This window comes from Granulicatella sp. zg-ZJ (assembly GCF_010892355.1).
Lineage (GTDB): Bacteria > Bacillota > Bacilli > Lactobacillales > Aerococcaceae > WM01.
The window spans coordinates 1-19,818 of record NZ_WNJY01000019.1 but is presented as its reverse complement, the minus strand read 5'-3'; the positions used below and the strand labels follow the sequence as shown (position 1 = coordinate 19,818).

Here is a 19,818-nt window from a genome sequence, read left to right as displayed (position 1 = left end):
TTAAAATTATTTATATATTTTTTGGCTGTAGTGATTGTATTTGTGTCACTTATTTATTTTATAACAGCTACATTTAGTGGACAAATAACAGCGTTTGTGTTACCGATTGCGATTATATGGTTTGGGTATCTTATTCTTAAAGGTCTTTTGTATCTAGCAAACAATTTTTAGTCAATCTGTTGTATCATATACATTATCAATCATAGAAAATTGAGAAAGAAAGAGAATTAAATGGAAAAGTTTATCACATTGAATAGACTTTTTTGTTAGGAGTTATTCGATATGCAAAAAATGGGAATCAGACTAGCAAATCCTAAAAAAATAGATGAAAATGGATTTATGACATTTGATAATTTTTCTTTTCCATTAGATGAAAACCATGTTTTTAACATGATTGGTAAAGAAAAAGATTATTTAGTGTGTCATGTATTTGAGCAAGGTGATTTGGGTTTAGGTGGTACATTGATACAAACGAATAAAAGTGTTGATGAATTAAATGCTTTTTATAAAAAATATTGTCATGTGCATAATGAATTGCTTAGTCGTTTGAAATGGTCAGTAACAATGTTTGCTGTTGCGGATTATTTTAACCATGATATTGATAAAATATATTCTGCATTATCTGGTTTAAAAATTGAAAGAAATGATGTTGAGACAGTCTACTATCATGGTAAAAAAATTAAGGGTTATGAAAAAAGAGACGTGAAGACTTTAGAAGAACAACTAAACATTGCACAACAAAAAGCAACGATACTCAACAAAAACGAAACCCAACATGATAACAAAATCAATATCGAAAGATAAAGCGACACCGTGTCGCTATTTAGATGACATCATCTATGTATAAGTTGTGAGTATATCGTTCATTATGATATAATATAAAAAATAAATTCATTAAAAGAGTAAGGTATTTTGCAGTAGGATTACCAAGTTCTGCTTCGTATAGGTGAGTATATGGATAGATATACAGTTTCTTTAATTATACATGGAATAGCAAGTACACCATTGATAGCGATATTTTTTCTAATCTTTTTATTGATAGTTCCTTTAGTATCAATAGGTGTAGGCATATTGAATGTATCATTGTTTTTAATAATAATACTTATATTACATACATTCGTCATTAGTATATTTATTATTTTAAGGTTCTTGCGATTAAAAAACATGTTAGTGCCGTTAGAAAGAAGAGTTGATTAGTCATCACAAACGGTGCTAAACAAAAAATAAAATTGATATTGAAAGATAAAGCGACACGGTGTCGCTTTTTTATTTTGGTTGTATGATTTTTAACCTTTATTTTTTAGGAGGTGATGTTTTTGTCAGATGAAAGAGCTGTTGAATTTGTATTACGAAGCGGTAAACTTTCTGCAAAACTACTCTCAAAAGCCATTTTATACTCTATTCGCCCTTTGACTAGTCCGAAATATAAAAGAGAAAAACGGCAACAGATTGTTTATGGAAAACAGACAATGAAAAAATTAAATTTACATGGACGACAGTTAGAACATGTGGATATTAACAAAACAGATTTAGTCTCTTTTAAACGTCATTTAAATAAATTAGGTGTTGATTTTAGTATCGCAAAAGATAAAACAACAGGAAATTATCATGTTTGGTTTAAAGGACAAGATGTGGAACGTGTCAAACATGCTATGGAAAAAACAGCTATTGCCTTTAGTCAATCTGATAGACCAATAGATAAAGAAAAGCCTTTATCTGAAAAAGTGAAAGAAGCAAGTGAAAAAGCAAAAGAAAGAAATAACGAAAAAGGACAAAAACATCTAAAGGAGAAAACAGTATCCCATGAAAAATAAACAAGAACGTATATTATTTGTAGGTCTTTTTGGTCTGTTATGTGCGTATATTGTTCATAGATGTGTGCTATTGTATGAACAAGGAACAGGTACGTTTTTAGAAAAACTACAATATCTATTAAAGCATACACACCGTGCTCTTAATCCACTTTTTCATTTTTCTTTTTCTTTTGCGTCACTGATTGGCTTTTGTTGTGTGCTTCTTTTTACAGGCTTATTTGCCTTGTATATTGCGTTTGATGACAGAGTGTACCGTCATGGAGAAGAATTTGGTTCTGCTAAGTGGGGTACACGTAAAGATATTAAACCTTTTATTGATAAACAGTTTGATAATAATATTATTTTCACAGAAACAGAACAGCTTAGTATGGCACCTAGACACAAAATATTTAAATACACTCGAAATAAAAATGTTTGCGTGATTGGTGGAGCAGGTAGTGGGAAAACCTTTTCCTTTGTGACACCTAACCTACTTCAAAAATACGGTTCTTATGTTGTTTCTGACACAAAAGGATTGATTTTAAAAGATACAGGATACATTATGAGTCAAACACATAAAATACGTGTTTTGAATTTAGTAGATAGAGAAAACAGTGATTATTATAATCCTTTATACTATATCAAAACAGAAGACGATATTTTAAAAGTAGTGACAAACTTTATGCAAAACACAGCCAATCCAGATAAAAAAGGTGGAGATGAGTTTTTTGATAAAGCTGAAACATCGCTTTATATGGCATTGATTGGCTATTTATTAGAAGAAGCATTACCTGAAGAACGTCATTTCCCTCAAGTCATCAATTTAATTCGTTCAATCGAGGTTCGAGAAGATGTTGAGGATTATGTGAGTGCGGTTGATATTTTGTTTGAGGAATTGGCTTTAAAAAATGAGAGTAGTTTTGCTGTGAAGCAATATAAGCTGTTTAAGCAAGCCACTGGAAAAACACAAAAGAGTATTTTGATTTCGGCTGGTGTACGTTTAGCACCGTTTGATATACCGAGTATTGCGTCACTAATGTCACATGATACACTTGAATTAGATAAAATAGGTGATGAACCTACGGTTTTATATATTATTTTACCAGACACAGACACCAGTTATAGTTTCATTTCTAGTATGTTGTATCAGCAGCTATTTGACACATTGGTTCATAAAGCCGATACAGTGTATCGAGGGACGTTGCCATACAACGTTATTTGTTTACAAGACGAGTTTGCAAACGGCGGAAGAATCCCTGATTATGATAAAAAAATTGCAACTTTGCGAAGTCGTGGGATTTCTACAAATATTATTTTACAAAATTTAACACAGCTAAAAACGTTATATAAAGATAGTTGGGAAACCATTGTAGGGAATTGCGATAGCTTTTTATATTTGGGAGGTATGGAATCAAGTACACACAAATATGTATCAAAAGAAATACTAGGAAAGCAAACGATTTATACGACAGATACAAGTGAAACGAAAGGAACAAATGGGTCGTGGTCAAAACAAAATAAAAAAATGGGACGTTCTTTATTAGAGCCTGACGAAGTGGCACGTCTTTCTGGAGATAAAGCCATTTATGTTTTAAGAGGTGTTAGACCGTTTCTATCAGATAAATACAATGCGACAAAACACCCGTTTTATCAGGAATTAGGAAGTGTAGATGATACGAAGTGGTTTACATATAATCCTATTGAGAATGAATTAGGACGATTAGTCATTGATGAATCTGTCGATTTATCCATGATACAGTTTGAGCATTAAAAAGATAAAAAGCGACACTGTGTCGTTTTTTTGTAAGGAGGTAAGTATGGATTTATTAGGACAAGTTATAAAACTTATTATTGACGCTGTTACGCTTGGAGGTGGTCTTTGGTTACTTTTTGGAGCGATTATTTTAGCTGGTGGACTAAGAGATAAAAATGGACCTCAAATACAAACGGGGATTTGGCAAATCGCTGGAGCTTTGGTTATTTTAGGAGCAGCCTTGTTATTTAATAGTTTACAAACAAACTCAAGTGCAACAACAGAGACAGGACTTCACATCATCAAACACTTTTTTTAATGCTTATGTTGTGGATTGCTAAATGATGAAAAAGCGACACGATGTCGCTTTTTCTTTAGGAGGTGTTTTTTATTGGATAAAGCAATAAGAGGTATTATTGAATTGATTTTTAAGATGATTACCTCTTTTTCTTCAGATTCAAAATTAACGTTAAGTTTTACAGACTATGCACCAAATGTTTATAAGTTTGTTGAATCGATTATGACGACTGTTACATTACCAGTTGGCTATTCAATTTTAGGTTTGTTTTTCTTGCTTGAAATGCAACGTATTGCTTATAAGGTAGAGCAAATGGGAGGCTCGCAATTTGGCTTTCAAACAACCGGTATGACACTAGTCAAGTTAGTGTTATGTAAAATTGCTATGGATAGTATTAGTCTTATTTTAAAAGCTATTTCGGAAGTATCTATTTTTTTAGTTGGTGAAATAGCAAAAGTAGAATTTGCGTCTGCGGTTGGACAAAATACAGTAAGTATTGATAAGTTAATGGAACCAATTTCAAAATCTGGTTTTTTTGAACAACTTGTTTTGTTTATCATTATGTTATTAGTACTGATTTTAACGATTATTAGCACAGTCATCGCACATGTCTTATTGCTTGCACGTATGATTGAACTATATGTTTTATTTGCTTTTTCACCAATTCCGATTGCTACCATGCCAAACCAGGAACATAGTAGTATCGCAAAAAATTTCTTAAAATTATTTGCCTCAGGTTGTATTCATGGCACCGTGATTTATTTGGTGATGTTGATGTATCCGTTATTTATTGCACAAGGTTTATTAAATGCTAGTCAGTTAGACGTTTGGAATACGATAGGAACGGTAGCAGGATTTAGTTTTCTGTTGATTTTTGCATTGATGAAAACACAACAATTATCAAAAGCTATCGTTGGAGCAATGTAAGTAAGGAGGGTTTTATGGCAATAGAAGTCACTGTATTAAAAGATATTCAAGAATATAAAGAGAAAATTATTTTTAACATGAGTTTAAGACAGTTGCTGTGTAGTTTTATTTCTGTTGTGTTAAGCATAGGTACTGGTTTGTTGTTTACATTTGTGTTTCATTGGCATATTAGTCATACAAGTTACATCATTATTTTGTTAAACATTCCTGTTTTTTATATTGGGTGGTTTACAAAAGGCAATTTAAATGCGGAAACATATTTTAAAATTGTGCGTAACTGGTATTTACAAAAGTCAATTCGTCTGTATCAAACAACATCTTTAGAAATAAATAAGAAAAAAGAAAAACGGATTGAATATGTTGAATAAGGAGGATATATGTTAGGCAAACATAAGAAAAGCGACACCGTGTCGCAAAAACTAAATAAACAAAAAAAGGTACGTGCAAAGCGTCAAAGAAAGAATGCTCCGCCAAAAACCTCACAAGATAGCATAGGGTATCTAGCGATGTATGAAGACGGTATTTGTGAGATTGAACCAGGTTTATTTTCAAAAACACTTTTCTTTTCTGACGTGAATTACTCCATGGCTGATGACGATGAACAAATTAATGTTTTTTCAAAATATTGTGATTTACTCAACGTAGCAGATAATAATACACATCTTCAATTAACTGTTCTTAATCGAAAAATAGATTTAGAAGCCTTTCAAAAAAGTGTACTGATTCCTGCAAAAGACGATATGTTACAAGTATATCGAGATGAAATGAATGACATGCTTTTAGAAAAAGTCAAAAGTGGACAGCATAGTTTTTTTAAAGCAAAATATTTAACCTTTTCTCACAAGGCGAGTGATTTACAACATGCTCAAACTGTTTTAAAACGGATTGAGTATAATCTTATGCAACAATTAAAAAAACTAGGCACTGAACCTAAGGCTCTCAATGGTCTTGAACGACTAAGTGTCATGCATGAACAATTACGACCTGAAAAACAATTTTTATTTACCTATGATGATTTACGTTACAGTGGATTAACAACGCATTCAGCGATTGCCCCAATGTCGTTAAATTTTAAGAAATCAAAAAGTCAATTTGAGTTTGGTGATTTTATAGGATCGGTATTGTTGTTAAGGGATTATCCAACGGACTTAACAGACGGTATGATAGCCGATTTAACAGCTATTCCAATCAATATGACGATTACAATACATATTGATAATCGTACAAAAGAGGAGTCATTAGACTTTGTGAAATCGAGAATTGGTTTCATGGAACAACAAAAAATTAATGAACAACAAAGAGCATTAAGAAGTGGTTATGACCCGGAAATCGTCTCACAAAATTTAAAAGAAAGTTTAGAAGAAGCAGAAATACTAAAGACAGATTTAAAAGAAAAAAATCAAAAATTAACGAATGTTACCTTTTCTGTATTTGTTTATGCTGAAAATCAGGAAACATTAGATGATTATGTTGAGCGTGTTTTCTCTGTTGGGCGTTCTAACAGTTGTGTCTTTGAGCGTTTACATTATTTACAAGAACAAGGGTTGTCTTCTAGTTTATTGATTGGGAAAAATAATGTACCAATACAGCGAACACTGACAACTGCTAGTACTGCTGTTTTTGTACCATTTACAGCACAAGAAATCATGGACGCAAATGGTACTTACTATGGTGTGAATGCAACAACTGAAAACATTATTACCTTTGACAGAACGAAATTGAAAGCTCCGAATGGGTTTATTTTAGGGACACCAGGTAGTGGGAAATCCTTTACGTCAAAAAGAGAGATTATCAACGCTGTTTTGAAAAATCCTGAAGCTGAAATTATTGTGATTGACCCAGAGCGTGAATATTCTATATTAGCAGAACATTTTAATGGTGAAATTGTCAAAATTTCTGCTGGGTCAACCAATTATATTAATCCCTTTGATATTTTATCAGACGATTACGGAAATGGAGAAGACCCTATTTTACATAAGACAGACTTTTTACTATCGCTTTTTGAGTTGCTTTTAGGTGGGAAAAATGGGTTGGAAGCTGTTCAGCGAGGTATTTTAGATAGAACATGTCGACAAGTGTATCAAAGTGTGACAGATAGAACACCAACCTTAGTAGACTTTTTTAATGTGCTACACACACAGTCTGAACAAGTGTCTAAAGATTTATCTATTTCATTGGAACCATATACAAAAGGAAGTTTAAGTCTTTTTGCACATGAAACCAATGTGAATACAAAATCTCCGTTTATTGTGTACGATATTAAAGATTTAGGAAAACAATTACGCTCTTTAGGTATGGTGATTGTGCTGGATCAGATATGGAATAGAATTACCATTAACCGTGCAAAAGGTATTCGTACTTATGTCTATATTGATGAAATGCAACTATTGTTTTCCAATGAACATGTTGCGGTATATTTTTTTGAATTATGGTCAAGAGCACGTAAATGGGGAGCTATCCCAACGGGTATGACTCAAAATGTAGAGACGCTTTTATTATCTGACTTGGCAAGACGTATGTTATCAAACAGTGATTTTATTATTATGTTAAACCAAGCAACAAGTGATAGAGATGAACTAGTACGATTGTTACATATTTCTCCAGAACAGGAAGAATATATTACTGGTTCTGAAGAGGGGTCAGGGTTATTGTTTGCCGGTAAAGGCATTATTCCTTTCTATGACAGGTTTCCGAAAAACACGCAACTCTATAAAATCATGTCAACGAAAATTCAGGAGTCGTTATGACAACAGATTGGAAACGATATGCTCGTAAGAAAACCGTTGAGGGTAAACAACTGATTAAAAGTGACCGTAAAAAACAACTCGCTTCTAGTCGACGTGTCCAATTCAAGAAACGGTACATCAAAAAAGCAACAGAAGATATTTTGTTGTCCTCTGAAGAGGAAGAAACAAAAACAAATAGACAAAGAGTTTTCACGATTAAAAGGCGAACAGCCAATGTGACACATCAGATAAAAAATAGACTCTTTAAGAAACCGTTTGTTGCACAAAAACCAATAGCTTATCAAAAGAATGGGTCAGTAGTCACCATTCGTCAAAAGCGACACAATGTCGCTAAAAGCTCAAAACGCCAACTTGGGATAAAAAAGAGAAAAAACACAAGCGGTATTCAAAAGCTGTTTAAGAAAAAGTCAAAACAAAAATTACGTCAATTATCGATGAAAGTCGCCACAGAAAGTATAAAAGGTCTTGTACGAATCATTACAGCTCTTGTGAAAACAATGGTGACAAATATTCCACTGATGATTCCAGCGATTGTTGTTGTCAGCGTTGTCTTATCTATTTCCTCGATTATTCCGTCTTTTACGATTAAACAAAATGAAGATGATTTAACAGCGATGTATACATATATTACTGAATTGGATACGGATAAAACTTTATTGATTAAAAGAAAAGTAGAAGAAGCAAAAAGGAACACGGAAGACCTTGTACAAGTAAAAATCAATGGACAGCTTGCCAATGTCAATCACTTAAACATTATTACAGATACAGATACTTTCTTATCATTCTTTGATGTGAAATACGATAAATACAAGTTTGATGATATTATCAATGGGTTGTTAGGCGGAAAAAATGTTAAAGATGAAGTCAATCGTATTCACGATAAATTAGTGCATACAGATACACAAAAACGTGTTGAGACCGTTAAACAAACGAAAACAACCATTGATAAAGACGGAAACACTCATAAAGAAACGGTGACGGTTAATCGTACGATAACAGAAATCAATATCACGATTAAAACATTATCTGCTTTATTAGAAGAAGATACCACATTATTAACCAAAACAGATAAAGATCGATTAACGGCGCAAAAACATATAGGGCAATATGTAGCTTATGTGCGTTTTAGAAGTCCATTTGATGACCCTCAAGAAAAAATACGTGTGTCTGAACGTTTTGGTTATACACCAAAGAATAATCAAAAAAAATTTTTAGATACGATGACAATCGCTGTATCATCAGAAAAATCTATTTTTTCTGGTCAATCAGGTACTGTTTCCTCTGTTACAGAAAACAGTGTGTCTGTTACAGAAGCAGATAGAGTATTGACATATAGTGGGTTATCACAGGTGTATGTAAAGCAACATCAAACGGTGACACAATCTGATGTTCTTGGAATTGCTTCAAAAGACTTTACTATTCATTATACATTTCATCAGAAAGTCTATAATCCTGCTTTTTATTTCCCTAATATTGAATATCTCCAAAAAACGAGTTATACCATAGGTGGACAGTCTTCAGGAAGTATTAAAGGTGAATTGATTAGTCCTCCTCCAATGGTCACACAATGGAGAGAGCTTGTTACAAAATATGCGAAAGAACAAGGGATAGAAGATTATGTAGATACATTGTTGGCGATTATTTGGGAAGAAACTGGAGGAAATCCTGATTATTCTCCTGATATTATGCAATCAAGTGAAAGCATTGACGGACGGATTGGAAATATTACAAATCCTGAAGATAGTATCAGACAAGGTGTCAAACATTTTGCCTCTATGTTGAGTGCTTCAAGACAATATGGGACGGGGGAATTATCTGCTATTCAAGCGTATAACTATGGTGGAGGATTTATTACCTGGTTAGCCAATAGAAGTAAAACGTATAGTTTTGATGAAGCTGTGTCATTTGCTCATGAATACAGTAAAGGTGCAAGAGTCTCTTATCCTAATCCATTGGCTATTGAAAAAGGTTATAACTGGAGATATAACTACGGGAATATGTTTTATGCTTTACTAGTCACACAACATTTAACGTTATCTTCAGGTAATGTAAATACATCAGGTCAACCATTAGATAACATGTCTGAAGTTATTATTACAAGTCCTTTTGGTTTAGCTAGACAGATTGATTTAGGAAATGGACAAACGCATGTCGATGTGCATAATGGCGTTGATTTAGTTTATAAAGACGGACGGGCTAATGCTCCGATTTATACAATGGCTGACGGAGAAGTTGTTTTTGCACAGCCTGATTCTGCGGGTGGTTTAGGTGTGATTGTAAAACACTCTGAAGATTTTTATAGTTATTACTGGCATTTATCCACTATAACTGTATCACGAGGTGAACACATTACAGCTGGTACGCAAGTTGGAAATATGGGTGCTACTGGATTAGCAACGGGTATTCATTTACATTTAGGATTTTCAAAAGGGTATTGGTCTGATTATTTTGACCCAGTCCCTGCTTTAAAATTTGAATAGGAGAAAATATGAGTAAAAAACTAGAACAAAAACGGAAAGCGTTCATGACGGTTGAAGAAAAAATAAGTCAACTGTTACAAGAAAAGGAAAAATTAGAACAAGAGATTAGAGATTTAGAATCAACAGAAGTTTTACAATTACTTGAAATACATCATCTATCAATAGATGACTTAAAAGCATTATTAGGCAATAAATAAAGGAGGTTTGACATGTTTTTAGAATGGATAAAATCCACGAAAGGAAAAATTATCTTGCTTATTTCAAGTGTCTTATTCATTACTATCATCATGATATTTATGACATTTTACCAGGTAAAAAAACCAGGTGTGTCTAAAGAAGAAAGTAAGCAAGAGTATGTGAAAAAACAGGTGTTGTATGCTGGCACTTACTATGCTGATAATGACAATCAAGATACATTCACTTTATCTAATGACAGTACATTTGTTAGTTCAGCGTTTGGTAGTGGCACATTCCAATTTAGTAAAGACAATAAAACACTTGAATTGCTGTCAAAAGAAAAAGGACATATTGTGTTTGCTTTAGACACAAAGTATCACGAAACGATTTTTATCAATATGAGTAATGGCGAAACGTATTATGTTAATGAAAAATTTAGAGATATTGCGATTGAAGAAAAAGAAAAAACAAACGCTAAAAAAACAGTATTGTACGATTCGATTGCGAAAGACATTTTATTTAATAGTACGTGGACATACAAAGATGATAAACAAGAAGCCACGCTTACGTTTACAGAAGATAGCTACACTGTGCAATATAAAGGGTTTGGTTTAGATAAAGCAGAAGTTAATTATTTTAAAGCATTAAACTATAAAGAACCAGACGTCAAAGAAGAAAACACCTATCGTTTGGATTTTTTAGGTTATTATCATAAAGGCTTCAAAGGACAAAAATTTAACGGTACTTTCTTCATTCGTGAAAAAGATGGTCAATATATCTTAACATCTAAAGAGTTTAATTTTGGTATGACTACTTTTTATAGTCCTGTTTTATCAGTAAAAGCAAAAGAAACATATTCTACTGATGAGAAAGGGCAACTCACAAAAACAAGAGAAGAGATTATCAGTACATCTATTATTTCAAATGAATAGGAGGATAAAAAACGATGTCATTTATGAAGAAAAAACCTAAAGGATTGCTTATTCAATTTTTTAATACACGAAATACGATATTTCCAGTAGAACCTCTTGAAATTCATGAGGGATTAGATAATTTAGAAGTAGAACATCAGCGTCTTGTATATAGTAAAGACGTTGGGTATTGCCAATATCGTTTGCTGAAACAAGGGCATATCCTTTATGAAGATGAATTTTCACTACCTCTTGACCAATCGATTGAGTCGATACTAGAAGACCTATTACAGAAAGAGGCTGCACCTAAAGTGAAAAAATCTGATAAAACATCTTTTAAAACGCCTATTTATCGTGAAAAAAGAGCCTTTCCTTTTGTGAGCGTGGTTGCGATTGTTTTATCTACGGTTAGTTTGTTAGGGAGCTGTACTGTTTATTTATCACAACAAACACATCAAAAATTAGCAGATGAGGTTATATCTCTTCGTAAAACGGTAGATAATCTATCTTCAAATCATTCTAAAACGCAAAAAGCGGACGTTTTTAGCCGTTTTTTTCTATCGGCGTATTATCAGTCGTCTAATGATGAAAATACGTTCCAAGAGCGTTTAAGACCCTATTTAGATACGAATACACGATTATCCTTTATCAAACAAACAGATACTTTACGCAATATGTTACTTTATGATATATCGTTCCATGAACATGTTGTAACGGTAACATACGTGATTACATTACAAAAAGACAATACAATCCGTTCTTATCTTGTGACGTTTGATATAAATACACAAGAAAACGAAATGTACAAAGTAACATCTGATGTGAAACAAACATTATTTTCAATCAATAAATAAAAGAAAGAGGTTATGATTATGCCAAAAAAAATGATGATATTATTAAGTTCAGTATGTCTTTTAACAGCTATTACATCAACAACAGGTAATAGTTACGCTGAAGAAGCGGGAGGTTCTGAAGATACAGCACTTGTTGTTCCTGGAGCGTCTAATGACACAGCACATACAACAAACGAAGAGACACCAAACGCTTCTTCCGATGATACAACGGAAGAAGTTGCCCCAGCACCAGATTCAACCATTCCAATAGCAGAGGAAACACCAAAAGTAGACGCTCCGAGTGAAGAACAACCTACCGTTCCAAAAGAAGAGACAGAGCCTACTGTCACAGAAAAAGAGCCGGATACACCAGAAACGGATACGATACAACCAGAGATAGATATAGCACCGATTGGAGCACCAGTTGCTCCAAAAGTCACTGAAAACGTCCAATCTGAAAAAGAAGTGCCAGCAGAGAAACAAGACCCTAGCCAACAAGAAAAAAATGGCAAAAAAGAACAAGCTAAATTACCACATGCAGGAGAAAAGCATTCTTTTGTATCTGTTGTTCTTGGAAGTGTCGCACTTTTATTAGGATTTTTCGTACAGAAAAAACGTTCTTAATAACATTTAGATTTACAAATACAGCACAAGGAGGAGTACAGAAGTGTACTTCTCTTTTTTTATAGGAGGAATGAAAATGGCATATTTTACAGACGAACAAATCGCACAAGCAAAATCTATTTCTATTGAGGATTATATTTTAAAAAATAATATTGCAGATATTTTACAAAATTCAAATAAATACATGAAAATATCTATTGCAGGTCATGATTCTATTGTCATCAATAAAGTAAAAAATTATTTTGTTCATAATGGCAATAGTCAGGATAAAAATGCCAGAGGAAGTATCATTGATTTTATTCAATATTTTGAAAACAAATCTTTTTATGAAGCTGTCGATACATTGTTAAACGATACCTACACAGTTCATGACTCACGCACATACGATAAGGAAGACACTTTTGTTTATCCAAAACAAAATGATGTGACACGAATCACTCAAGCAAAAGATTATTTAATCCATGTGAGACAACTAGATGAAGAGATTGTCGATTATTGTTTTGAGAATGGTTATGCCGTTCAAAATAAATATAATGCTGTTGTGTTTAGGTGGTTTGAACATGGACAACCAACTAACAAAATTGTTGGAGGAAGTCTTCAGGGGACTGTATATAACGAAGAAAAATATGGGAAAAGAGGTACGTTTAAAGGTGTTTTAGAATATAGTAAACAAGAGGTTGGCTTTCATATAACAAAAGGTATTCCAAACCATATCTATGTCTTTGAATCAACGATTGACGCATTGAGTTACTGGTCACTACATAAAGAAACATTAACCAATCATTTTAAATTGGTATCAATGGACGGCTTAAAAGATAGTGTTGTTTTTCATCACTTGAGAGAAACATTGACACACCCAGATACAAAAGATGTGACGTTAACATTATGTGTTGATAATGATAAACCAGGGATTGATTTTGCACAAAAAATTGAAGAGAAACTCAATCAATCAAAAGATGTTTACATGAAAGGAAATCAACAATATAGGTTTACACATGAGCTTGATATTCCAAAAAACTTTAAAGATTATAATGAACAATTAGTCTCATTAAAACAAGGACAAGTATTTCTTGGAAGACAGGTTGAACAAAAAAGTATCGTTCCACTTGATGAGCAAACAACATCAAGTCCACAACTGTATGTATCGTTTTTGTATTCTGAAAATAAAAAATTAACAGCTACCTATTTAGAAAGACAAGTGATTCCTTATGAACAATTTGTCACAGTACTCTATCAAGAAAATAATCGACTGTTGAATTTAGGCTATTATAAAACAGCCTTTGATTTACAAGATGAACATGGTCAAGTATTGGTTAAAGATATTCGTTACGCTTTAGGAAGTGAAACAAAATCATTATCAGACGATTTAAAAAATGATTTACCTAAGACGTATTTAACACTTGCACAACGTGCAGATAAAGTGGCTAAAGAGGCTATGTACATAGAAAAAAGCATTGATAAAAAGCAACAACAAACAGAAAAACACATCATACAACCAGAGAAAAAACAAGATAAAATAAAACTCCTTTTTGAACAATTAAAAGCAGGGATACAAGGTGTTTTTGAATCTGAACGATACAAAGAATATTTAAAAACACTCTCTAAATTTCATCAATATAGTGCTAATAATATCCTGTTAATCATGCAACAAAATCCAAATGCGTCGCTTGTTGCCGGGTACAATAAATGGAAAGAAGTAGGACGTTATGTTAAGAAAAATGAAAAAGCTATCCAAATTATTGCGTTAGCAGGAATGTCTGTTAGAGAAATGGAAACAGATAAATTAGATGACTATGGTAAGCCTGTTGTTGAAAAAATTTCTTATCCTCGATATAAAACTGCTTATGTTTTTGATATTTCGCAAACGGACGGCAAAGAGATTGGTTTAACAAAAAATCTAGTAGGTGACGTTAAAAATTACGACACACTTTTTCAATCATTGGTATTAAGTACACCTTTTCGTGTCTCGTTTGGTAACTTAGGAAATGATGTCAAAGGCGTTTGTCGTATCAAAACAAAAGAGATTATTCTTCATGAAAATTTGTCACAAGTACACACCATTAAAACACTCATTCATGAAATGACACATGCAGATTTACACAGTCAACCACGAATGGAACCATTCAAACAAGAACAAAGAGAAATCGAAGCAGAGAGTGTAGCGTTCGTTGTGTGTGACTATTATGGCATAGATACAAGTGATTATTCATTCCCTTATTTGTTGAGTTGGTCCAAAGATAGAGAACTCACACAACTAAAAGAAAGTTTAGAAACGATTCAAAAACAAGCGAACGAATTGATTGAACGTGTGGATAAACATATGCAAGAGTTAACAAAAGATAAATCATTAACGCATGATTTATTGAGTGAAAAAAAGTCTTTAACAGAAAAAATAACACATGCAAAAACAGTGGCAACAGACCGTAACACAACACAAAATTGTCATGAAAAACAAAATATAGAATTGTCAAAATAAATTTTTTTAATAGAAAAAAATGTGTCGAGTGGTTTCTTTTTTTAGACGGTCTCAATAAAAAATAGGCAAAAGAAAAAAAGTAGACATGATATTTTAATAACAAAATTTTACACAGCAAAAGGAGATGATGACATTCATGAGACAAGAAGAGAGAGAAAAAATTGAAGACATCACACGTCTTTTAAATGATTTAATGGCACACAACTACACCTATTTTATTAAAGCATTGCTTATGGTTGAAAAAGAAATAGACGATATGGAAATCATAGATAAGATGTATCAAATGTATATATCAAACGACCAAATGACTTTATTACATGAGTCTTTTGATGATATTCTTATGGAGATAGAAAACGAAAAAGAAGAGAGGAGGAATGATTTACTAGAAGAAAAATGACAACATGCAAAAGAAAAAATAGATAGACAAAAGGAAAGCAAAACAGAAAAAATATATGACGAAAAAAGACAAACACAAGGAGAAAAAAGATGACTTTACAAACATTCACAACAGAAGAAATTGAATTGATAAAACTTCAAAAGGTGACAAATGTTGACGTGTTAAAATCAAAATTAGAACAACTTTTACACTTCATTTCTATTGATGACGGACGTATCTATTCAACGGAAGAAGAGAAAGAATTTTGTTTCAATCTTTGTCAAAGTGTCCTAAAAAAATGTTCTCATTTAACAGATGAAGACATTCAGTGTCTGCCAAATATTTACTAAAAGGAGGAAAAAAAGTTTGTGAAATTGACAGGAAAATAAGAGATATTTTGAAAAAAATGGGGGATTGGGGGTGTCCCCCAAATTGAAAAAAATCATTTTCGTTAGAAAAAATTTTTTGGTTTTTTGTGCAAAATGCCGGCATCTTGCAATACTTGCGATTAACGAAATGACTAAAAAAGGGGTATTTTCAAGGGATTAGTGAAAAGGACTTATTTTTCAACAATAGGAAAAATAAACTCTGCTTTATAAAAAAATAGAAGTTCAAAAAAATTTCACAAACTATAATAAAATGGAAAATAATTTACATCGCAATATAAAAAAAGAAACGAGGATAAGTGTTGAAGAAAATGAATTGATTTTAGAAAAAATGACGCAAGTAAAGACAACAAATTTTTCACAGTACGCACGCAAAATGTTGATTGACGGGTATGTGGTGTATCAAGATTTTTCTGAAATAAAAAACTTGATACGAGAATTAAATTACATTGGAAACAATATTAATCAAATTGCAAAACGTGTTAATACAAATGGTGAAACATTAAAATGTGACGTTGAAGAATTGAAAACAGAATTTAAATTTTTAAAGAAACAAATACACGACATGTTACTTAAAAACATGAGAAAGGTAGATGAGATTTAATGGCTATTGTTAAAATTCATTCGATTACACAATCTACAAAAACAGCCATTGACTACATTAAGAATCCGGAAAAAACAGATGAAGAATTATTAGTATCTAGTTATAATTGTGATGTTGATTTTGCAGAAATTGAATTTGAGATGACACGTCAGTTAGCAAAACATGTGTCTGGAAATTATACACGCACAGGTGGAGCAGACATTCAATCTTATCATATCATTCAATCATTTAGTCCAGCAGATAACGTCACACCTGAACAAGCACACGAGATTGGTCGAGAACTTATTTCACAGTTTACAGACAACAAACATGAGTTTGTGATTTCCACACACATTGATAAAGGACATATTCATAATCATATTATTGTGAATGCAACGAGTTTTTATACACATAAAAAATTAAGAACGAGACCCTTTGTCACATCGAGAGAATTATTAAATATTTCAAATAAGTTGTGTCAAGAACATCAGCTGTCCACGATGGAATACGAGAATGATTTCAACAGACACTATACTGACTATCAAGTGAGACGTCATTATAAAAGTTATCGCATGCAACTAAAAGAACGATTACGTTTTATTGAAAAACATGCGACAAGTTTTAATGACTTTATGGTGTATGCACATGCTTTAGATGTTGAGGTAAGTTTTCGAGGGAAGCAGACATTGTATAGATTAAAAGATGTGCAACAACGATTTATCCGATCGGATACGTTAGATGATAAAGACCGTTTTTCTAAACAATGGCTGGAACAATATTATCAACAACACAAAGATGAACAGACACAACATGAATTACAAGATATTAAAAAAATGTTTGAAGCATACAAAAGAGAAAAAGAATCTCATTTTGTATTTCATTGTCCACTGGAAACATCTGAAGACGTAAAAAGTACAGCGTCAGGTTTAAACTTTGTCGTCAACGGCTATACCTTTTTTGTTGATTTTTCTCATGTGGTAGATGATAAGATGACACCTTTGTTAGCAATCAATCGAGGGTACGAATATGAGGGAGTTTCACTTGATACAGATAAAAAAATTGTCATACGAGGCGAACAGTTATTACGGCACATACAACTTCAACAACAGCAAAAGGGAACGACACTGTCTATTAGTCAGCAAGATATTTTGTCTCTTACTAAACGAGGGGTCAAGATAAAAATAGATGATAATATTTTGTTTGTTGAGAAAAAATTTATAGATGTAAATACATTGACTGGTAATGTGTCTGTGACTTTTTTTAATGATTGGCATTATGCCTTGTCTCACAAAAAAGGAGAGTATGTATCTGTCTCTGGTAGAGATTTGATTGGTCATTTCATGAACAATAAAGAACAGGACATTGTCTCTTCTTATGCCTTGCAGTCATACAAAAAACAACTCAACAAAGAAGAGCTACATACACTTAGCAAAACCTTAAATATGTTAAGACAGAAACAAGCAGGCTCTCTTTCTGATGTTGATGTGATTTTGTCTGATATATTAAAAGAAGCAGATAGACTAAAACGAGATATACAAAAACTGGACAGCCATATTCAAACCTACAATTCAGTTGCAACATTACTCGTTACATATCATGACTATTTACCTATCAAATTAGAAACACAAAAAAATCCAACCATTCGACATCACTATACAAGAGAGCTACAACTTTTTAATTATGCAGAAAAAGAATTAAGCAAACATCATATTGATGTGACCGTTCCAAAAGAAAAAGTCGTTGAGCTTGTCAAAAAACAAGAATCAGATAGAAATAAATTAAAAGAAAAATTAGCCACAGTCGAACAGCAATTACAAGATGTGAGACAAGCAAAACAAGTTATGCAAGATTTAAACAAAAAAGTAAAAAGAGAAAAAGAGAAAGATAAAGGAGTGGAACTATCATGAATTGTGTAAATATCACAGGATACTTAACAAAAGAATTATCGCTAAAAATTTTAGAGAATGGTACTAAAGTTTTAAACATTCGATTAGCAAATAATCAGTCAAAAAAGAATACTTCAGGGGAATATGAGGTATGCTTTTTTAATATGGTTGCGTATAATCAGATTGCAGAAAACATGTGTCAACATTTAAAAAAAGGAGATAGAATTGGTGTCACTGGTAAATTGATTAGTGAACAATATAGAGATAAAGAAAACCGAGAGTGTGAAATCACTAAAATTACTATTCAGCATGTGGATTATTTGATGTGATGATTTTTCATATAAAAGTCAAGTGTCATCTATTTACACAAATAGTCAATAGTTATATACTATATACATGAAAGAGAAAATGGTAACGGAAGTATTCTAATGAAGAGAGTACTTTTAAATGAAACGCAACATTTTTTCAAAATGTTAGACGTGGTATATAACTATTGTAGATGTTAAAAGATGACAAAAAAGAACTTCAAAAAATAGAAATTTATTAAGGTGACTTATCACATTATTTATGAAAATAAATTAAAAATAGAACGAATAACCCTTTTATGCTATAATCATGATAAAATATAATCAATAATAACGAGGTGATACTATGGAAACTTCAATGAAAACGTCTATTCAATTTTCTCCTGATGTTTTAGAATTTTTAAAAATTTTATCACAAGAAGCAAATATGACTGTTTCTAACTATATTCAACGTATTGTAATTGAGCGTTTAGAAGATGATTTTGATATTGAATTAGCGGATAAAGAAGTGTCTGAATGGAGAAAAAATGGGAGTAAGGTTTTATCAATGGATGAAATGATGAAAAAATATGGCTAAATATACCGTTGAATTTTTAGAGTCATTTGAAAAAAGTTTAAAAAAACTAGATAGAGAGACACAAAGAAAAATTATGAAATGGATTAATCAACATTTACATAATGTTGATTTTCCAACAAAACCAGGAAAAGTTTTAACGGGAAATCTTGATAGTTATGTTCGTTTTCGACCTTTAAAAAATTATAGAGTTATTGCTCTAGTTGAAGAAAATATTTTTAAAATTATTTGTGTTAATGTAGGACATCGTTCTGATATATATAAAAGATTAGATATTTAGTGAATGGCTCTTCGTCAAATTGTATTGGCGGAGAGCCAATATTCTTTTAAATCTTCGTCAATTATATTGGTGGAGAGTTAGTAGCCTTTAGATATAAATAGAAAGGAGGATTTTATGGCAAAAAAGAAAAGGAGTGGAACTATCATGAACTGTGTAAATATCACAGGATACTTAACAAAAGAGTTATCGCTAAAAATTTTAGAGAATGGTACTAAAGTTTTAAACATTCGATTAGCAAATAATCAGTCAAAAAAGAATACTTCAGGGGAATATGAGGCATGCTTTTTTAATATGGTTGCGTATAATCAGATTGCAGAAAACATGTGTCAACATTTAAAAAAAGGAGATAGAATTGGTGTCACTGGTAAATTGATTAGTGAACAATATAGAGATAAAGAAAACCGAGAGT

General features: G+C 32.2%; 21 protein-coding genes. All 21 read left to right on the top strand.

Translation table 11 applies throughout. The features are described 5' to 3' along the window. The first annotated feature begins 282 nt into the window (after nt 1-282). On the top strand, nt 283-804 hold the full coding sequence (locus GMA11_RS06225) for a hypothetical protein (RefSeq protein ID WP_163545822.1): 522 nt from the start codon (nt 283-285) through the stop codon (nt 802-804). Between the two features lie 512 nt (nt 805-1,316). Then, the gene (locus tag GMA11_RS06220; RefSeq protein WP_163545821.1) at nt 1,317-1,814 is read left to right on the top strand and encodes a PcfB family protein; all 498 of its coding nucleotides are present in this window, start codon (nt 1,317-1,319) and stop codon (nt 1,812-1,814) included. Next, a complete protein-coding gene (locus GMA11_RS06215) occupies nt 1,804-3,564 on the top strand; it encodes a VirD4-like conjugal transfer protein, CD1115 family (protein WP_205422877.1) in 1,761 nt (586 codons plus the stop codon). The genes GMA11_RS06220 and GMA11_RS06215 overlap by 11 nt, the downstream gene beginning before the upstream one ends. Nucleotides 3,565-3,610: 46 nt before the next feature. Beyond that, on the top strand, nt 3,611-3,865 hold the full coding sequence (locus GMA11_RS06210; RefSeq protein WP_163545820.1) for a hypothetical protein: 255 nt from the start codon (nt 3,611-3,613) through the stop codon (nt 3,863-3,865). Nucleotides 3,866-3,937: 72 nt separating this feature from the next. After that, nucleotides 3,938-4,771, top strand: coding sequence for a hypothetical protein (locus GMA11_RS06205; protein WP_163545819.1), 834 nt, complete (start codon nt 3,938-3,940; stop codon nt 4,769-4,771). 14 nt (nt 4,772-4,785) lie between these two features. Beyond that, a complete protein-coding gene (locus GMA11_RS06200; RefSeq protein ID WP_163545818.1) occupies nt 4,786-5,139 on the top strand; it encodes a PrgI family protein in 354 nt (117 codons plus the stop codon). 9 nt (nt 5,140-5,148) lie between these two features. Continuing rightward, nucleotides 5,149-7,518 (top strand): VirB4-like conjugal transfer ATPase, CD1110 family, encoded by a 2,370-nt coding sequence (locus GMA11_RS06195; RefSeq protein ID WP_163545817.1) that lies wholly within the window; start codon nt 5,149-5,151, stop codon nt 7,516-7,518. Continuing rightward, entirely contained in the window at nt 7,515-9,998 is a 2,484-nt protein-coding gene (locus GMA11_RS06190; protein ID WP_163545816.1) for a lysozyme family protein, read from the top strand. The genes GMA11_RS06195 and GMA11_RS06190 overlap by 4 nt, the downstream gene beginning before the upstream one ends. Nucleotides 9,999-10,006: 8 nt before the next feature. After that, nucleotides 10,007-10,195, top strand: coding sequence for a hypothetical protein (locus GMA11_RS06185; protein ID WP_163545815.1), 189 nt, complete (start codon nt 10,007-10,009; stop codon nt 10,193-10,195). 12 nt (nt 10,196-10,207) lie between these two features. Continuing rightward, complete coding sequence (locus GMA11_RS06180; protein ID WP_163545814.1) at nt 10,208-11,107, top strand: hypothetical protein; 900 nt, start codon at nt 10,208-10,210, stop codon at nt 11,105-11,107. Between the two features lie 14 nt (nt 11,108-11,121). Further along, nucleotides 11,122-11,940 (top strand): hypothetical protein, encoded by an 819-nt coding sequence (locus GMA11_RS06175; protein ID WP_163545813.1) that lies wholly within the window; start codon nt 11,122-11,124, stop codon nt 11,938-11,940. An 18-nt stretch (nt 11,941-11,958) separates the two neighbouring features. Further along, nucleotides 11,959-12,543: an LPXTG cell wall anchor domain-containing protein gene (locus tag GMA11_RS06170; RefSeq protein ID WP_163545812.1), complete on the top strand. Its 585-nt coding sequence runs from the start codon at nt 11,959-11,961 to the stop codon at nt 12,541-12,543. Nucleotides 12,544-12,619: 76 nt separating this feature from the next. Next, on the top strand, nt 12,620-15,019 hold the full coding sequence (locus GMA11_RS06165; protein WP_163545811.1) for a toprim domain-containing protein: 2,400 nt from the start codon (nt 12,620-12,622) through the stop codon (nt 15,017-15,019). Nucleotides 15,020-15,155: 136 nt separating this feature from the next. After that, nucleotides 15,156-15,416: a hypothetical protein gene (locus GMA11_RS06160; RefSeq protein WP_163545810.1), complete on the top strand. Its 261-nt coding sequence runs from the start codon at nt 15,156-15,158 to the stop codon at nt 15,414-15,416. Between the two features lie 89 nt (nt 15,417-15,505). Next, nucleotides 15,506-15,745: a hypothetical protein gene (locus GMA11_RS06155; protein WP_163545809.1), complete on the top strand. Its 240-nt coding sequence runs from the start codon at nt 15,506-15,508 to the stop codon at nt 15,743-15,745. A 289-nt stretch (nt 15,746-16,034) separates the two neighbouring features. Further along, nucleotides 16,035-16,385 carry a plasmid mobilization relaxosome protein MobC gene (mobC, locus tag GMA11_RS06150; RefSeq protein ID WP_163545808.1) on the top strand — a complete coding sequence of 117 codons (351 nt, stop codon included), beginning with the start codon at nt 16,035-16,037 and terminating at the stop codon, nt 16,383-16,385. Beyond that, the gene (locus GMA11_RS06145) at nt 16,385-18,271 is read left to right on the top strand and encodes a relaxase/mobilization nuclease domain-containing protein (protein ID WP_163545807.1); all 1,887 of its coding nucleotides are present in this window, start codon (nt 16,385-16,387) and stop codon (nt 18,269-18,271) included. Before mobC ends, GMA11_RS06145 begins: the two co-directional genes overlap by 1 nt. Continuing rightward, nucleotides 18,268-18,579 (top strand): single-stranded DNA-binding protein, encoded by a 312-nt coding sequence (locus tag GMA11_RS06140; RefSeq protein WP_163546350.1) that lies wholly within the window; start codon nt 18,268-18,270, stop codon nt 18,577-18,579. Before GMA11_RS06145 ends, GMA11_RS06140 begins: the two co-directional genes overlap by 4 nt. Before the next feature lie 322 nt (nt 18,580-18,901). Then, nucleotides 18,902-19,132 (top strand): type II toxin-antitoxin system RelB family antitoxin, encoded by a 231-nt coding sequence (gene relB / locus GMA11_RS06135; protein ID WP_163546349.1) that lies wholly within the window; start codon nt 18,902-18,904, stop codon nt 19,130-19,132. Continuing rightward, nucleotides 19,125-19,409 carry a type II toxin-antitoxin system RelE/ParE family toxin gene (locus GMA11_RS06130; protein WP_163546348.1) on the top strand — a complete coding sequence of 95 codons (285 nt, stop codon included), beginning with the start codon at nt 19,125-19,127 and terminating at the stop codon, nt 19,407-19,409. The genes relB and GMA11_RS06130 overlap by 8 nt, the downstream gene beginning before the upstream one ends. Nucleotides 19,410-19,523: 114 nt before the next feature. Further along, a partial coding sequence (locus GMA11_RS06125) for a single-stranded DNA-binding protein (protein WP_163546347.1) occupies nt 19,524-19,818 on the top strand: 295 nt, incomplete at its 3' end.

Coding starts and splice junctions, on each gene's coding strand:
- GMA11_RS06165 (WP_163545811.1), top strand. CDS start 12,620: ATGGCATATTTTACAGACGAACAAATCGCACAAGCAAAATCTATTTCT.
- mobC (WP_163545808.1), top strand. CDS start 16,035: ATGGAAAATAATTTACATCGCAATATAAAAAAAGAAACGAGGATAAGT.
- GMA11_RS06180 (WP_163545814.1), top strand. CDS start 10,208: ATGTTTTTAGAATGGATAAAATCCACGAAAGGAAAAATTATCTTGCTT.
- GMA11_RS06190 (WP_163545816.1), top strand. CDS start 7,515: ATGACAACAGATTGGAAACGATATGCTCGTAAGAAAACCGTTGAGGGT.
- relB (WP_163546349.1), top strand. CDS start 18,902: ATGGAAACTTCAATGAAAACGTCTATTCAATTTTCTCCTGATGTTTTA.
- GMA11_RS06200 (WP_163545818.1), top strand. CDS start 4,786: ATGGCAATAGAAGTCACTGTATTAAAAGATATTCAAGAATATAAAGAG.
- GMA11_RS06145 (WP_163545807.1), top strand. CDS start 16,385: ATGGCTATTGTTAAAATTCATTCGATTACACAATCTACAAAAACAGCC.
- GMA11_RS06210 (WP_163545820.1), top strand. CDS start 3,611: ATGGATTTATTAGGACAAGTTATAAAACTTATTATTGACGCTGTTACG.
- GMA11_RS06155 (WP_163545809.1), top strand. CDS start 15,506: ATGACTTTACAAACATTCACAACAGAAGAAATTGAATTGATAAAACTT.
- GMA11_RS06130 (WP_163546348.1), top strand. CDS start 19,125: ATGGCTAAATATACCGTTGAATTTTTAGAGTCATTTGAAAAAAGTTTA.
- GMA11_RS06175 (WP_163545813.1), top strand. CDS start 11,122: ATGTCATTTATGAAGAAAAAACCTAAAGGATTGCTTATTCAATTTTTT.
- GMA11_RS06215 (WP_205422877.1), top strand. CDS start 1,804: ATGAAAAATAAACAAGAACGTATATTATTTGTAGGTCTTTTTGGTCTG.
- GMA11_RS06140 (WP_163546350.1), top strand. CDS start 18,268: ATGAATTGTGTAAATATCACAGGATACTTAACAAAAGAATTATCGCTA.
- GMA11_RS06185 (WP_163545815.1), top strand. CDS start 10,007: ATGAGTAAAAAACTAGAACAAAAACGGAAAGCGTTCATGACGGTTGAA.
- GMA11_RS06195 (WP_163545817.1), top strand. CDS start 5,149: ATGTTAGGCAAACATAAGAAAAGCGACACCGTGTCGCAAAAACTAAAT.
- GMA11_RS06160 (WP_163545810.1), top strand. CDS start 15,156: ATGAGACAAGAAGAGAGAGAAAAAATTGAAGACATCACACGTCTTTTA.
- GMA11_RS06170 (WP_163545812.1), top strand. CDS start 11,959: ATGCCAAAAAAAATGATGATATTATTAAGTTCAGTATGTCTTTTAACA.
- GMA11_RS06225 (WP_163545822.1), top strand. CDS start 283: ATGCAAAAAATGGGAATCAGACTAGCAAATCCTAAAAAAATAGATGAA.